At 59.9% G+C, this 13,642-nt stretch carries 15 protein-coding genes and 2 tRNA genes; 8 read left to right on the plus strand and 9 right to left on the minus strand.

All coding sequences use genetic code 11. The features are described from left to right. Nucleotides 1-76, plus strand: a tRNA-Lys gene (locus AC07XM_RS21465). 205 nt (nucleotides 77-281) lie between these two features. Here AC07XM_RS21465 and AC07XM_RS21470 read toward each other — a convergent pair. The 4 genes from AC07XM_RS21470 to AC07XM_RS21485 all read right to left on the minus strand — a co-directional run bounded on the left by AC07XM_RS21470 (nucleotide 282) and on the right by AC07XM_RS21485 (nucleotide 3,084). Continuing rightward, nucleotides 282-1,577, minus strand: a complete 1,296-nt coding sequence (locus AC07XM_RS21470; RefSeq protein ID WP_016484794.1) for an NAD(P)/FAD-dependent oxidoreductase — start codon at nucleotides 1,575-1,577, stop codon at nucleotides 282-284. 84 nt (nucleotides 1,578-1,661) lie between these two features. Then, nucleotides 1,662-1,835, minus strand: coding sequence for a DUF3094 family protein (locus tag AC07XM_RS21475; protein WP_013970765.1), 174 nt, complete (start codon nucleotides 1,833-1,835; stop codon nucleotides 1,662-1,664). Nucleotides 1,836-1,967: 132 nt separating this feature from the next. Beyond that, a complete protein-coding gene (locus AC07XM_RS21480; RefSeq protein ID WP_013970766.1) occupies nucleotides 1,968-2,597 on the minus strand; it encodes a DUF1780 domain-containing protein in 630 nt (209 codons plus the stop codon). Nucleotides 2,598-2,652: 55 nt separating this feature from the next. Continuing rightward, on the minus strand, nucleotides 2,653-3,084 hold the full coding sequence (locus tag AC07XM_RS21485; RefSeq protein WP_016484795.1) for a hypothetical protein: 432 nt from the start codon (nucleotides 3,082-3,084) through the stop codon (nucleotides 2,653-2,655). A gap of 86 nt (nucleotides 3,085-3,170) precedes the next feature. On the opposite strand from AC07XM_RS21485, the gene AC07XM_RS21490 reads away from it, so the two are divergent. Continuing rightward, on the plus strand, nucleotides 3,171-3,878 hold the full coding sequence (locus tag AC07XM_RS21490; protein WP_016484796.1) for an energy-coupling factor ABC transporter permease: 708 nt from the start codon (nucleotides 3,171-3,173) through the stop codon (nucleotides 3,876-3,878). A gap of 211 nt (nucleotides 3,879-4,089) precedes the next feature. On the opposite strand, the gene yacG is transcribed toward AC07XM_RS21490, so the two are convergent. Genes yacG through AC07XM_RS21510 form a run of 4 tightly spaced genes read right to left on the minus strand, consistent with a single transcriptional unit; the run spans nucleotide 4,090 to nucleotide 6,987 of the window. Then, nucleotides 4,090-4,290 carry a DNA gyrase inhibitor YacG gene (yacG, locus tag AC07XM_RS21495; protein ID WP_016484797.1) on the minus strand — a complete coding sequence of 67 codons (201 nt, stop codon included), beginning with the start codon at nucleotides 4,288-4,290 and terminating at the stop codon, nucleotides 4,090-4,092. Further along, on the minus strand, nucleotides 4,287-4,910 hold the full coding sequence (gene coaE, locus AC07XM_RS21500; protein WP_016484798.1) for a dephospho-CoA kinase: 624 nt from the start codon (nucleotides 4,908-4,910) through the stop codon (nucleotides 4,287-4,289). The genes yacG and coaE overlap by 4 nt, the downstream gene beginning before the upstream one ends. Beyond that, nucleotides 4,910-5,776 carry a prepilin peptidase gene (locus tag AC07XM_RS21505; protein WP_016484799.1) on the minus strand — a complete coding sequence of 289 codons (867 nt, stop codon included), beginning with the start codon at nucleotides 5,774-5,776 and terminating at the stop codon, nucleotides 4,910-4,912. The genes coaE and AC07XM_RS21505 overlap by 1 nt, the downstream gene beginning before the upstream one ends. Nucleotides 5,777-5,778: 2 nt before the next feature. Continuing rightward, nucleotides 5,779-6,987 carry a type II secretion system F family protein gene (locus AC07XM_RS21510; RefSeq protein ID WP_016484800.1) on the minus strand — a complete coding sequence of 403 codons (1,209 nt, stop codon included), beginning with the start codon at nucleotides 6,985-6,987 and terminating at the stop codon, nucleotides 5,779-5,781. 216 nt (nucleotides 6,988-7,203) lie between these two features. Between AC07XM_RS21510 and AC07XM_RS21515 the strand changes: the two genes are divergently transcribed. From AC07XM_RS21515 to AC07XM_RS21525, 3 genes are all read left to right on the plus strand, one after another. Beyond that, nucleotides 7,204-7,614 (plus strand): pilin, encoded by a 411-nt coding sequence (locus AC07XM_RS21515; protein ID WP_016484801.1) that lies wholly within the window; start codon nucleotides 7,204-7,206, stop codon nucleotides 7,612-7,614. Between the two features lie 71 nt (nucleotides 7,615-7,685). Continuing rightward, nucleotides 7,686-7,761: transfer RNA gene (locus AC07XM_RS21520), tRNA-Thr, on the plus strand. A gap of 251 nt (nucleotides 7,762-8,012) precedes the next feature. Then, the gene (locus tag AC07XM_RS21525; RefSeq protein ID WP_016484802.1) at nucleotides 8,013-9,167 is read left to right on the plus strand and encodes a Fic family protein; all 1,155 of its coding nucleotides are present in this window, start codon (nucleotides 8,013-8,015) and stop codon (nucleotides 9,165-9,167) included. A gap of 815 nt (nucleotides 9,168-9,982) precedes the next feature. On the opposite strand, the gene AC07XM_RS21530 is transcribed toward AC07XM_RS21525, so the two are convergent. Beyond that, nucleotides 9,983-10,939 (minus strand): LysR family transcriptional regulator, encoded by a 957-nt coding sequence (locus AC07XM_RS21530; RefSeq protein WP_023047452.1) that lies wholly within the window; start codon nucleotides 10,937-10,939, stop codon nucleotides 9,983-9,985. 41 nt (nucleotides 10,940-10,980) lie between these two features. Between AC07XM_RS21530 and AC07XM_RS21535 the strand changes: the two genes are divergently transcribed. From AC07XM_RS21535 to AC07XM_RS21545, 3 genes are all read left to right on the plus strand, one after another. Beyond that, on the plus strand, nucleotides 10,981-11,412 hold the full coding sequence (locus tag AC07XM_RS21535; protein ID WP_016484804.1) for a GFA family protein: 432 nt from the start codon (nucleotides 10,981-10,983) through the stop codon (nucleotides 11,410-11,412). Between the two features lie 510 nt (nucleotides 11,413-11,922). Next, entirely contained in the window at nucleotides 11,923-12,129 is a 207-nt protein-coding gene (locus AC07XM_RS21540) for a hypothetical protein (protein WP_016484805.1), read from the plus strand. Between the two features lie 617 nt (nucleotides 12,130-12,746). Next, nucleotides 12,747-13,217: a helix-turn-helix domain-containing protein gene (locus AC07XM_RS21545; RefSeq protein WP_016484806.1), complete on the plus strand. Its 471-nt coding sequence runs from the start codon at nucleotides 12,747-12,749 to the stop codon at nucleotides 13,215-13,217. The last annotated feature ends 425 nt before the right edge of the window (nucleotides 13,218-13,642 follow it).

Here is a 13,642-nt window from a genome sequence, read left to right on the forward strand (position 1 = left end):
GGGTCGTTAGCTCAGTTGGTAGAGCAGTTGGCTTTTAACCAATTGGTCGTAGGTTCGAATCCTACACGACCCACCATGAATAAAGGGCATCTCGAAAGAGATGCCCTTTTTCTTTTGCTCAGATTTAACCCACCTCTTACCGCAACACGGGCCCTTGTGGGAGCAGCCTTGTGCTGCGAAAGGGCCGGTACGGCAAAAGATTTTCTCTGCGGGTAATGGCCTCTTCGCAGCACAAGGCTGCTCCTACAGGTCAGCGCATGGCCTGCAGGAGCGGGTGCCTGTCAGTGCAGCTTCAGGCGCGGCTCGGTACCCCGGCCAATCTTGCTACCCAGCATCATCAACGCCGTGCGGAAGAACCCGTACAACGCCATCTGGTGCATGCGGTACAGCGACACGTAGAACATCCGCGCCAGCCAGCCTTCCAGCTTTACGCTGCCCATCAGGTTACCCATCAGGTTGCCCACCGCCGAGAAGCGCGACAGCGACACCAGCGAGCCGTAGTCTTTGTACTCGTAAGTCGGCAGCGCCTTGTTCTCCAGCCGCGCCTTCAGGCTCTGCGCGAGCATCGACGCCTGTTGGTGCGCGGCCTGGGCCCGGGGCGGCACGTTGCGGTCGCTGCCCGGTTGCGGGCAGGCGGCGCAGTCGCCGAAGGCGAAGATGTTGTCGTCGCGGGTAGTCTGCAGGGTAGGGCGCACCACCAGTTGGTTGATACGGTTGGTTTCCAGGCCATCGATGTCTTTGAGGAAGCCAGGCGCACGGATACCGGCCGCCCACACTTTCAGGCTGGCCTGGATCACTTCGCCGTCCTTGGTCTTCAGGCCGTCCTCGGTCACTTCACTGACGGCAGCGTTGGTCAACACCTTCACCCCGAGCTTTTCCAGGGTCTTGTGCACCGGCACGCTGATGCGCTCTGGCAGCGCCGGCAGCACGCGCGGGCCTGCCTCGATGAGGGTGATGTGCATGTCCTTTGGCTGGATGCGGTCCAGGCCATAGGCCGCCAGTTCGTGGGCGGCATGGTGCAGTTCGGCCGCCAGCTCCACGCCGGTGGCACCGGCGCCGACGATGGCTACGCTGATCTGCTCGCTGGCCACGTCGCCGGCGTGGGCGCGCAGGTAGTGGTTGAGCAATTGCTGGTGGAAACGCTCGGCCTGCTTGCGCGTGTCGAGGAACAGGCAATGCTGCGCCGCGCCCAAGGTGCCGAAGTCGTTGGTATTGGAACCCACGGCAATGACCAGGGTGTCATAGCCCAGGGTGCGCGCAGGCAGCAGTTCGCGGCCCTCATCATCGAGGGTGGCGGCCAGTTGAATCTGCTTGCCCTCGCGGTCCAGGCCGCTCATACGCCCCAGCTGGAAGTTGAAGTGGTTCCACTTGGCCTGCGCCACGTAGTTGAGTTCGTCTTCCGAGGAGTTCAGCGAGCCGGCGGCCACTTCGTGCAGCAGTGGCTTCCAGATGTGCGTCAGGTTGGTGTCGACCAGGGTGATCTCGGCTTGCTTGCGCTTGCCCAGGCTTTTACCCAGGCGGGTCGCCAGTTCCAGGCCGCCGGCGCCACCGCCGACAATCACGATGCGATGAGTCATGGGGATATCTCATAAGGTTTACGGAATTCGTGGCCCGGGGGGCCGGCCGCAAACTGCACGAGGGGAGGGCGAGCGCGAGGCAGCTCATAGCACCAGTCCACTCAGCAGGCGGCTGATGAGACCCAACCCGATGGTCACGGCTACCACTAGCACAAGGAGCAGCCACGGCCGGAAAGGCCTGCGCTCGACTTGATGCTGGGGGGCTCGCAGATACTCATCGACACGACGCTGATCTTCCGGGTTCAGGCGGCTGGTCATGGTGGGCCTCGTCAGGTAGACGTCTGTGACTGCGCAAACGCTACAGCGTTCGTGCAGGCGCTTGAAACAAATGATAATGCTTTCTATCCCTGGCGCCGAGTGTACGCCATCGCAAACACTCGCTGCACTGGATCAAAGACTGATGCCCACGTCGAAGACAATGCTGCGGCCCAGGTTGCCGCGCAGGAAGTCTGGTGCATCGGGGTGGGCGAACAGCACCCGGGCAAAGGTCGGCCCCACCAGCGACAGCGAGCGCCAGCCCTGGCGCAGGTATTCGGTGGGCGGCGGGAAGTGGGTGTTCAGGTCGAGCACTTCGCGCTTGAGGCTGGCGAAGGCGATGATGTCCAGCTCGTTCAGCTCCAGCCCGCGTTCCCGGTAGTTGTGCGCCTTCTTGCGCAAGGTCGGCGCCAGGCGCCCCAGCAGCTCGGTGGCACTGATGCGCCGCGGGCGCGCTTCACGGCGCACCAGCTGTGCCAGGGAAAACGCACTGCGCCGGCGCTGCAGCTCTTCGCGCCACTCATCGTTCAGCCGACGCCCCTCGTCGAGCACAAAAAACACCTCGAAGGCCGCGTCGCGGAACAGCACATCGGGCGGCTCTTGCCCGGCCGGGGTGAAGTCTTCGCTGCGGTAGGGGATATTCAACCCCTGCAACAGTCGCTGGCACACCCAACGCTCCCGCTCCCACTTGCGGGCGTTGGAGAGAAAGGCGTTAGCTTGTTCGGCCTGGATGGTAAGCAGGCGCAGGTAGTCTGAGTCATCCATGCAGACAAGCTTAGCCGCTAATCGATGACGGTAAGATGCTGTTTAAGCGTGGGAATCAGCTCAATACTGGCCACTGCTGCACGAGCCCGACCAGGTGGACCAGGCCGAAGCCCAGGCAGATCAGCGAACTGACTACGATAAAACGCTGCGAACGCCCGGTGCCCGCCAGCAATCTTGGCCCCAGCACGCCGCGTAGCAGGTACACCAGGGTGATCAGGCAGAGGATTGGCAGCAGCAACGGCAGCCTGCCGATTGCCCCGGCCGCCGACAGCGCATAAGCCGACCAGGCCAGTAACACGCAGGCGATGGCGGCGGTGATCAGCCCCGGGTACCAGCGACCCTTTTCGGCTGCCACCGCCATACGCTCGCCAGCCCCGAACAAACGGTACCAAGGCGGGCCTACGGCGATGATGACGAGATGAAGTACGCCGATGATGGCGTTGAGTGCCGCTGCCAGCAGCAGGGCAGGGTTGAGTCCTTCCGGCATGACCAATGCTTCCTGCATCGAACGAGGCCGCCAGCCTACCGCAGCCGAAGGAAAGGGAGAATGGGTGTAGACTCGGTTTTATCCACATGGCTGCAATGGGTATTGTTCAGGTGATCAGCGCGCAGGTGTTGTCCGGTACCACGTTAAGCCTTGGCTGGCTGGGTTATGTGCCATTGCTGATCTGGGCGGTAAGCCGGGTTCGCTGGGTTGAACTGTTCACCGACCGGCGCCGCCAGCATTTGCTGTTTGGCACGGTGTTCTGCCTGTTTGCGCTGTGGTTGGTGAGGCGCGATTTCGATACCGGGGTGTCGTACCACTTCATTGGCATGACGGCGGTCACCCTGTTGCTGGACTGGCCGCTGGCGGTGCTGGGCGGGTTCATGGCCCAGCTCGGCTTGCTGGCGCTGGGGCGCCAGGACCTGGCGGCGCTGGGGGTGAATGGCTTGTTGCTGGTTGGCTTGCCGGTGCTGATTACCGAGGTGTGCGCGATACTGGTCGAGCGTGCACAGCCGCGAAACCTGTTCGTTTATATCTTCTGTTCGGGGTTCTTCCCGGCAGCACTGACCGTGCTGGTTTGCGTGCCCGCAGCGCTAGGCTTGTTGTGGCTGGACGGGCGTTTTGCCCTGCCGGAGTGGCTCAGCGACTTTGTCGGCTATCTGTGGCTGATGATGTTCCCCGAGGCGTTCATCAACGGCATGGTGATCAGTGCGCTGGTGGTGTTTTGCCCGGAGTGGCTGGAAACCTTCAACCGCACGCGGTACCTGCAGGCGCCCTGGAAGGAAGATGAGCCGTGAATGTATGGTGGCTGTGCCGGCCTCTTCGCGGGTAAACCCGCTCCCACAGGTACTGCACAGCACTCAGAGGTTGCACTCTCACTGTGGGAGCGGGCATGCCCGTGAACACGGGCGAAGCCCGTGCCATCCCCTGCGCCGCCTGCTTCGCGGGCTTGCCCGCTCCCACAGGTACCGCGCGGGTTGTGGGCCCACGTTGTATGTGTGGATCAGCTCAATGCCGCGGCTCCAGGTCTCCCGAATACAGCTCATCCTCGGACTCTTCTGCCCCCGGAATCTTGTGCTCTTCGGCCGCCCAGGCCCCCAGGTCGATCAGCTTGCAACGGTCCGAACAAAACGGCCGGAACGCACTTTTCTCGTTCCATTCCACAGGTGCGCCACAGGTCGGGCAATCGACGGTCAATGGCTGGCTCATGGCTGGCCTCCTTTCAAAGTCAGGTAAAAGTGGTGCAGGCGGTCAATCTGCTCATGCAGCGCGGCCAGGTCGCCGTCGTTGACCACCACATCATCGGCATGGCGCAGGCGTTCCTCACGGGCCAGTTGGGCCTGCAGAATCGCCTGCACCTGTTCGGCACTGGTGTTGTCCCGCGCCAAGGTACGCGCTATTTGCAGTTCCTGCGGCGCATCGATCACCAGCACGCGCTGGGTCTTGTGGTACTGCCCCGATTCGATCAGCAACGGCGACACATACACCGCATACGGCGACTGCGCCTTGGCCAGGTAGCTGAAAATCTCCTGCCCGATCAGCGGGTGCAGCAGTTGCTCCAGCCATTTACGCTGGGCCGGGTCGGCGAAGATCAGCTGGCGCAGGGCGGCGCGATCAAGCTGGCCGTCAGCCTGCAACACACCCGGGCCGAAGCGCTCGACGATGCTGGCCAGGGCCGGGCGGCCAGGTTCGACAACCCAGCGCGCCGCCTGGTCGGCATCGACCAGGTGCACGCCAAGTTCGACAAAACGCTCGGCAGCGGCGCTCTTGCCGCTACCAATGCCGCCGGTCAGGCCGAGAATCCAGGGGGTAAAGGCTGCAGTGGCCATCAGTATCCAAGCAGTTGCATGTAAGAGGCGTATATTTCATCACCCCAGAGCACAGCAATCCACCCCGCAATCGCCAGATAAGGGCCAAAGGGGATCGCCGTACCCAGCGCATGCCGGCGCAAACGCAGCAGGCACACGCCTACCAGCGCCCCCACCATCGACGACAGCAGCAGCGTCAACGGCAGCACCTGCCAGCCGCCCCAGGCCCCGATCAGCGCCATCAGCTTGAAGTCGCCATAGCCCATGCCTTCCTTGCCGGTGACCAGCTTGAACACCCAGTACACCGTCCACAGGCTAAGATACCCGGCCACCGCGCCCCACAACGCGTCAGCCAGTGGCACATACAGGCCGAAGGCGTTCACGATTAGCCCAAGCCACAGCATCGGCAGCACCAGCACATCCGGCAGCAATTGGTGGTCCGCATCGATCAGGCTCAGGGCCAGCAGGCACCAAGTGAGCGGCAGTGCCAGCAACGCCTCGGCCGAAGCGCCAAAGCGCCAAGCCACCACCAGCGACAGCAGCGCGCTGGCTATCTCGACCAGCGGGTAGCGCGGGCTGATACGGGCCTTGCAGGCTGAGCAACGCCCGCGCAAGGCCAGGTAGCTGAGTACCGGAATGTTCTCCCACGCGCGAATCTGATGCGCGCAATGCGGGCAGCGGGATGCCGGCAGGCACAGGTCGAAGCGTTCGTGTCGCGCAAGCGGCAGCCCCAATATTTCTTGCGCCTCACGCTGCCATTGTCGCCCCAGCATGATCGGCAGGCGATACACCAGCACGTTGAGAAAGCTGCCCACCAGCAGGCCGAGCACCGTGGCCAGGGTAAGGAAGTACGCCGGCTGCTCAGCCAGCAAAGTCCATAAAGTCATGTTCAGATCAGGCTACCCAACTGGAAGATTGGCAGGTACATCGCCACCACCAGGCCACCCACCAAAAGGCCCAGGATCAGCACGATGGCCGGCTCCAGCAGGCTGGTCAACTGGTCCAGCGCCTGGCTGACCTGTTCCTCGTAATGGCTGGCGGCTTTTTCCAGCATCTGGTCCAGCGTGCCACTGGACTCACCGATGGCCGTCAGCTGCACCAGCAACGGTGGAAACAGCGTCTCGCCTGCCATCGCCTGGTTCAGCCCTTGCCCATTGGCCATGCCCTGGCGTAGCCGCAACACCGCTTGCTCGTGCAGCTCGCCCCCGGTCACCCTGGCTACCGTGCCCAGCGCATCCAGCAACGGCACCCCGGCGCCGTACGACGTTGCCAGGCTACGCGCAAACCGCGCCAGCGCCGCCTCCCTCAGCAACTTGCCGAACACCGGCAAGCCCAGCACCCGCCCAGATATCCACAGGCGCGCTGGCGCATGCTGGCGGTACAGCTGGCGCACGGCCAAACCCAGCACCACCCCTATCACCAGCAACAGCGGCGCAAACCGGCTCAGCCCTGTGGACAAGTCGATCACCCACTGGGTAAATGCTGGCAACGCCGCGCCCATGCCCGAGAACATGCTTTCAAATTTCGGGATAACCTCCAGCAACAAGATCGCCGACACCCCCAGCCCGGTCAGCAACAGCAGCAGCGGATAGACCATCGCCTTGCGCACCTTCTTGTGCAACGCCCGGCGCTGTTCCAGCATGCCCGCCAGTTGCTCCAGCTGCCGGTCAAGCGTGCCCGACTGCTCACCCACACGCACCAGGTTGCAGTACAGCGGGTCAAACCACGCCGGGTGGCGCTGCAACGCATCTGCCAGCCCAAGGCCCGAGGCCACATCCTGTTTCAATCGATCCAGCAACGCCGCCTGTGCCGCATCGCAACCACTGCGCCCCATCACTTCGAATGCCTGCAGCAGCGGCACCCCGGCCTTGAGCAAGGTCGCCAACTGCCGGCTGAAACCCGCCGGGTCCGCCTTCGCCCGCCGCTTCGGCAAACTGAATGTCAGCCCGCTGGCCGGTCGCAAACTGGCAACCGTGATGCCCTGGCGAATCAGCCCGGCACGCACATAAGCCGGGCTGCGCCCAGGTGTTTGGCCGCTGACCGGTGTGCCGTTGGCGTCGGTGCCATGCCAGCGGTAAAGCAGTGAAGTCGAAGCCATGCAAAGGTCCTTTTTCTGCCCCAGCGACAAGCCTGGAAACAGCTTGCCGCGTCCATGCCAGGGCGCGCGTCCATGATGCTCACTAGAGTAGTTCAGCGAAGATGACGCCCAAGCGGGCAGGGGTGACAAAAGGTGTCTGTTCAGGCCTACTGCGCCGCTGCCGGTTGGGGCGCAACCCACCTCAATGTGTAAGCGAATCAAAAAGGAAAGATGTTCATGAAAGGGCAACGCGGTATCACCCTGATCGAACTGATGATCGTTGTCGCGATCATCGGCATTCTGGCGACCATCGCCTTACCGATGTACACCAACCACCAGGCACGCTCCAAGGCCGCGGCCGGGCTGCTGGAAATCAGCGCGCTAAAGACGGCGATGGACCTGCGGTTGAATGATGGGAAAGACGTAGCGGCCGTGGCCGAACTGGGTGGCCAGCCGGCAACGGCGCATTGTGCGATTACCGCTAGCGGCAAGGCCGCAGATGGCAGCGGCAGCATTGCCTGCACGCTGGTGGATGCGCCGGCAAACGTGCTGGGCAAGGCACTGACCCTGACGCGTTCCGCCAGCGGCTGGGCGTGCACCACCGACATCGAGGAAGACCTGGCGCCCAAGGGGTGCAAGGGGGCTTGAGGGCAGGGCAATAAACTAGCGGAAACAGGGGTTTGCGTTGCGGGTGTGAGCAGTGGTACGTTGCGCTACACGCCGGTGTAGCTCAGTCGGTAGAGCAGCGCACTCGTAACGCGAAGGTCGCAGGTTCGATTCCTGTCTCCGGCACCAGAATCAGTTGGCCTATGGCGACTTTTCGCTACCTGGCACCAATAGAAGCCCGCCTTGTGCGGGCTTTTTTGTTCCCGCTTTTTTCCCCACGGATCTGCGTGTTTTTGACTTTATGGTCCGCAGTTTTCCACTTAGGGTTGCGCGTATTTTTAGATAATGGTTAGCTGTCGATCAGGTTCTTGCCAGTGTTTACGGGGTTAGAGCCGAATTTTTTCTAGATAATGATTTTGCCGTTTAGAGATAATTTTGAGATGCCCTCGTTTTCTCACCACGACCTGCAGCTACTGAACCCATCCTTCGACTCGCCGCTGGTTGACGTTCTGGCCGAGCTCGAATTTCTGCGCAGGCTGAGGCTGGAAGGGGACACCCCACCTCAGGTGTTCTTTCAGTTGAAGGCGCTGTTCCACACGCTGGAGAGCCTGGGCTCTGCTCGAATCGAGGGCAACCACACCACACTGGCCGACTACATCGACAGCAAGGTCGAAGGGAAGGCCGAGAGCACCGATCAGTTGCTGGAAATTGCCAACATCGAGAAGGCGATGGATTACATCGAAGAAGTGATCAAGCCCGGTGCAGACCTGACAGAGCATACGATCCGAGAATTGCACGCGATGACCGTACTGGGGTTACGGCGTGAAGGCGATAGAACGCCAGGCGCCTACCGGGAAGGGGCGGTCAGGATCGCCCAGGCGGAGCATGTGCCTCCGGACGGTGTGCTGGTGGCGCAGTACATGCAGGAGTTGGTCAGTTTCATCAATCGCGACGATTCCCCTAAATACGCGCTGATGAAGGTCGCCCTGGCGCACCACCGTTTCGGTTGGATTCACCCATTCGGCAATGGAAATGGGCGGGTGGTAAGGCTGCTGACCTATGCGCTGTTGATGAAGTACGGCTTCAACGTGAACACGGGTGGTCGGGTACTCAACCCCACAGCGGTGTTCTGCAATGACCGGGACAAGTTCTACACCATGCTGGGGCTTGCCGATACTGGCACCACAGCAGGGCTGGAGGCATGGTGTACCTATGTGCTGCAGGGTATCCGCGACGAATTGGAGAAGGTGGACAAGCTCACCGACTATGGCTACCTCACGAAGTGCATTCTGCTGCCGGCGGTGAGTTTTGCACGCAGTCGGGAGTGGATTACCCCGACCGAGGAACAGATTCTGGTCAGCGTCATAAAGATGAAGGTCGTGAAATCGAGTGACATTGCTCAGGCACTCCCCGCGCTCACGGCTAACCAACGGACTTATCAGATCAAGAACCTGGTAGAGCAAGGCATGCTTCTGCCAATCAACCCAGGTTCGAGGCAATACACCCTTGGCTTTTCCAACAATTATCTGGTGCGTGGGGTCATCAAGGCACTGAGGGAGCAGGGGTTCATTCCAGAGCCACTCGACAGGCCTTGAATAATCGCAAGGTCGGCACTAATTCAGCTTGAATTTGTCTCATTTCGTGAACATTAAGGCCCGAATGTAAGCACGATGCTCGAATATCCCACGTCCTGTGTGTCGCGAAAGAGCCGCAAGGCGGCCCGGCAATTTCTTGTTCCACCGCTGAACTGTGCCCTGCAACACAGTTCCCTCTCTCCACGAAATCCTTTCAAGATACTTCGGAACAGCTTTACAAAGCATGCGCAGCCGGGCAGTCGAACAGGTATCGCTACCCGGAGCATTGCCCCGTACCTGTTTGAGCCAACTGTCTTGCTCAATTTCTAAAAGCTAGCGCGATCCCTGTGGGAGCGGGCAAGCCCGCGAATGGCTGCAAAGCAGCCCCAATTAAGCCAGAAAACGTTAACTGACTGGTGTTAGGGCTTGCCCGCGAACACGGCTGGAGACCGTGCCATGCACCGAGATACTGACCTGCCGTACGCACGTATAAAAACAGTGCCAATACAATTTTCGTCTGCGACCCTGTGGTACGAGCCCTGAAAGCCCCCGGCAATGATTTTTGGTGTACTCCCCAAGCCGTTAGCTGGCACGTTCACTACCCAGGTGATGAACGTACGCATTCAACAGCTATCCTATACCTCCTGCCTCAAGCAACATTTCCTGGCGATATGTTCAAACTCTCTCTATGTCAGCGGGCTCAACACGAACAGGGACGGCTGCTGTCCTCGACGGAGGGCAGCGCTGGGTCGACAGCAGCCGGTCGCGACCGACTGACCGCTTTCGACCCATTGCAGCCGTTTAGACCAAGCAGTGCATGCCACGGCCTACGCTGCTCACTGATCGGCCAAGCATAGATACTGATGCAACTGCTCTCCCAGAACCTCGAACGCCTGAGCGATCCTGTTAATTTTGCGCAGGTCGTTGTGCATTGCGATCCACACGTCTACCTCAAAGCCGAAATCGTGTGGCAGCACGTGTATGAGGTCGTGCGATTTTGCTATTTGCGTCGGGCAAAGTCCGAAGCCTAAGCCCGCTTTCAGAGCGGCCAGCTGAGCGAGGTGATGATCAGAGGCGATGGCGAAATGCTGGTCGGCATCGCACAGACCGGCTTCGACAAAACGACGCAAATCCGCTGAGCGTCTGTCCGGCCCGATCAGGGGCCGCTGGCGCAGCGACAGCAGGGAGGCTGGATTACCGTAGCGCTCCAGGCACCTGGCACTGGCATGGATGCCAATCCGCAAACTGCCGACACGCCGCACCGTGATATCAGCTTCGTTGGGCCGCATCAGCCGCACCGCAATATCCGATTGCAGCCTGGCGATGTCTTCAAGCGCGTCGCTTATGCTCAACTCAAGTTTGAGCCCGGCGTGTTCGTAATGGAAAGGGCGCAGCAGGCTAGGCAATACCTCGACGCCAAGCAACTCGCCACAGGTCAGCCGGACTGTACCGTGATCCATCGACGCTTCAGAGCTGGCCATGCGGTTGAAGGTTTGCGCAGCCAGATCCATGGCCTCCACATGCTCGATCAGGCGCTGCGCTCCGGCAGTAGGCGTCAGCCCTTGAGGTGTGCGGGTGAACAGACTCACACCGAGAGCGTGTTCAAGATGGTCAAGGCGCCGGCGCGCAGTGGCCTGGGCGATACCCAGCAACTTCGCCGCGCCGCTTAGGCTGCCAGAGCGCAACACGGCGAGAAATACACGCTGGCTTTCCCATTCAATACCGCTCATACATTCTTGGCCAACAGTTGCTCCTAAATTGATCTTCTGCTCGAGCCCGTGAATAGCGATCATTCGCCCACATATTTCCGGGCGTCATTGTAAGGAACCAACGCATGAGAATCACCGGTCAGTGCCGATGTGGGCAAGTCACCCTCGAGATCGTGGCGCAGCAATTGCCGCCGCTGTATGCCTGCCACTGTTTGAACTGCCAGCGCTGGAGCGGCAGTGCGTTTGGTCTGCACATGTTGAGCGCGGCTTCGGCTGTTCAGACGGTGGGCGAAACGGCGATCTTTGAGCATGAACACCAAGGTCAAACGTCTACCCAACATGCCTGCGGCACATGTCATACCCGGCTGTTCAACGAGACCACGGCAGCCCCCGGCATGCGTGTGGTACGCGCCGGCATCCTGGATGGCTCTGAACGTTTAAAGCCAGTTGCGCATATCTGGACACGACGCAAGCAGCCATGGCTGGTGCTGCCGGCGACTATCGCGCAATGGCAGGAGAGCCCGACGCCCGAAGCATTCGCCGCCGCACTAGGGTAATAGAGCTTGCTCCTTCATCAGTGAACGCGTGACTCGCCGCTTGGAAAACTCTCGGAGTTGACTACTTCCGCTTCGGGTCGATAGCTGCCATCCGCGAGAGGCGTCTGAGGCGGCTTTTATGCATCGGTGGCAAAGCCCTTTGGCGGCTCTGCATAATTCCACTAGGGCTTTTATCACGACGGTCTGCAACCTAGAGATTGCTTAAGGATAACTCTAGGGATAGAGATCTTAATCTGAGGAATAATAGCTATTAAATTCAAAGACTTCCGTAAAAATACGATTCCTGTCTCCGGCACCAGTAAACCGTTTCCAGCAGTCTATGACTGTCTATGAAACGCACCACAAAGCCCGCCAGGCGCGGGCTTTGTGGTTTCTGTCTGGCGCGTTTTGCCTTTGGTATTCCGGCCTCGACAGCGAAGCCTGAGGCATCCAGGAAGGGACGACTCCCTGTCCCATTCAAGAAAAGGAAATCACCATGTCCACACCTCGCTGGAATGAGTGGGCGATGGAGTGACGGTAGTCATTCAGGCCATTGTTTATATCCCACTGCTTTACATCATCCTGGTGCCATGGCTTTGTCTGGCGCTGGTCAAGTTTGGAAGGAATCTGTTCTTCCCAGGTTTTTTCCCAGCGATGGCCTCGACAGGCTGGCTGGTTGCTTCTGGGCTTATGAGCCTGGTAGTGCTGTTTGTGGTGGTTCGTAGCTTGCTCCGCTGATACGCGCGGATGGCTCGGCAGGCAGTTGCACCACGATGAGCGGGCTTCAGCGCAATCGATCGCTCAGGCTGAGCTTGATCCACCCAGTACCAATACCAGATCAGTATGGAAAGCCTGGTTACGAGCCCATGCTGATCTTGAACAGCTGATTGTCGGCTTCCCTCGAGCAACTGCCTTGCTCAAGATCTAAAAGCTTGCACGACTCATACTGTGTAGCAATTGTATTGCCCAGACTCCAAAGGCCTGCACAATCACTGTGAGAGCGGGCTTGTACCGCGAACAGGGGCGAAGCCCGTGCCATCCACCACCTGACCCAACGCAACTAAACATGGTCCTATAAGCACTTTTCCGCGCGCTGTGAATCCATAATCGGCAGTGTGGTGCCGGTTTTACCCGTTCTGAAGCTGATAATCAGCAAAGTAATGCCGGTTTCTGTATCTTCTAGAACGCTTCACGCCGGCCCCTATTGGGCATCTGCGCATCAAGGAGTCGTTGGCAGGCCTTCAGCCAAGTCGGAACTAGGCTTTCGCGCAAGCTGAGGTCGTGGACAGGACGAACGAACTTCTTGAGTACGCCGTGAATAATCTGGATAAGCGACTCGTGGAGTGGGGACTGCGATGAAAAAACTACAGCCTGAAGAGCGCGCCCAGCTCGTAGAGGATATCGTCAAGCGCAACGCGGCGGGGCTCGATCCCATTGGGGCATCCATCCGCCGTCTGCGGCTCGAAGTCACCGGGCTTGACCAAGAGACCTTCGCGGCCATGTGCAAGATTTCCACGAAAAGCCTGTATGAATTGGAAAGCGGGAAGTCGAATCCGAAGCTCAGCACGTTGGATGCCGTGCTGCGCCTCTTTGGCGTGCGGATGGGTATGGTGATGACTGCCAAAGACAAGCCCACTGCAACGCTCGTTGGCAACAATGTTGGCCAGTTGCAGGCGGGTGGGCCAATCGCTGTGGCCGCGCCGCTGGCTGGTTCCCACGTGGTGGCCGGACCGAAAAGAGGGAAAAGCCCTGCAGCAGTCAAAGCGAAGAAGGCAGTGTCGAGGCCGCCATCGCCACGGGCACGGAAAAGCTGTCAGGAAAAGTGAGATTGATGTGGGATGCAAATAAAGTCTCATCTCATTTTCCTATAAGGATTTGTCACCGACGCGAAGACAGCTGCTTCGGCGCCGTTCGTACATTATTCAGAGACTTTTCCTACAACTTCCATACTTGCCCCGCCAAGCAATGTGAGGCTAAATCTCTGCGTCACGGTAAATCCCGTGACCGGGCGTAGGAACCCGTTGGTAAACTTGGCGCATGCACTAGGCGCCCCTGCACCACAGCTGGCGCTTTTTTGTGTCTGCCGTGCTGTGTCATGGCGGCTGTGTGTGGGCAGGCCTCGGCCTGGCCGGGTTTCCAAGTTTCCCCGGTATTCCTACCCCGCACACAGCTGCCACCCAATCCCGTAGGAAGGATCGTGGCAGCTCCAACTAAAACTTGGAGCCTCATGCATGCTTACCTCAAGTCCAAG

Source organism: Pseudomonas sp. GW460-LB5, assembly GCF_059423245.1.

What these genes read in the sequence shown, in the direction of transcription:
- AC07XM_RS21475 (WP_013970765.1), bottom strand. Translation starts at nt 1,835, where the DNA reads ATGACCAGCCGCCTGAACCCGGAAGATCAGCGTCGTGTCGATGAGTAT.
- yacG (WP_016484797.1), bottom strand. Translation starts at nt 4,290, where the DNA reads ATGAGCCAGCCATTGACCGTCGATTGCCCGACCTGTGGCGCACCTGTG.
- AC07XM_RS21530 (WP_023047452.1), bottom strand. Translation starts at nt 10,939, where the DNA reads ATGATCGCTATTCACGGGCTCGAGCAGAAGATCAATTTAGGAGCAACT.
- AC07XM_RS21510 (WP_016484800.1), bottom strand. Translation starts at nt 6,987, where the DNA reads ATGGCTTCGACTTCACTGCTTTACCGCTGGCATGGCACCGACGCCAAC.
- AC07XM_RS21490 (WP_016484796.1), top strand. Translation starts at nt 3,171, where the DNA reads ATGGCTGCAATGGGTATTGTTCAGGTGATCAGCGCGCAGGTGTTGTCC.
- AC07XM_RS21525 (WP_016484802.1), top strand. Translation starts at nt 8,013, where the DNA reads ATGCCCTCGTTTTCTCACCACGACCTGCAGCTACTGAACCCATCCTTC.
- AC07XM_RS21545 (WP_016484806.1), top strand. Translation starts at nt 12,747, where the DNA reads ATGAAAAAACTACAGCCTGAAGAGCGCGCCCAGCTCGTAGAGGATATC.
- coaE (WP_016484798.1), bottom strand. Translation starts at nt 4,910, where the DNA reads ATGGCCACTGCAGCCTTTACCCCCTGGATTCTCGGCCTGACCGGCGGC.
- AC07XM_RS21535 (WP_016484804.1), top strand. Translation starts at nt 10,981, where the DNA reads ATGAGAATCACCGGTCAGTGCCGATGTGGGCAAGTCACCCTCGAGATC.
- AC07XM_RS21515 (WP_016484801.1), top strand. Translation starts at nt 7,204, where the DNA reads ATGAAAGGGCAACGCGGTATCACCCTGATCGAACTGATGATCGTTGTC.
- AC07XM_RS21485 (WP_016484795.1), bottom strand. Translation starts at nt 3,084, where the DNA reads ATGCCGGAAGGACTCAACCCTGCCCTGCTGCTGGCAGCGGCACTCAAC.
- AC07XM_RS21505 (WP_016484799.1), bottom strand. Translation starts at nt 5,776, where the DNA reads ATGACTTTATGGACTTTGCTGGCTGAGCAGCCGGCGTACTTCCTTACC.
- AC07XM_RS21470 (WP_016484794.1), bottom strand. Translation starts at nt 1,577, where the DNA reads ATGACTCATCGCATCGTGATTGTCGGCGGTGGCGCCGGCGGCCTGGAA.
- AC07XM_RS21480 (WP_013970766.1), bottom strand. Translation starts at nt 2,597, where the DNA reads ATGGATGACTCAGACTACCTGCGCCTGCTTACCATCCAGGCCGAACAA.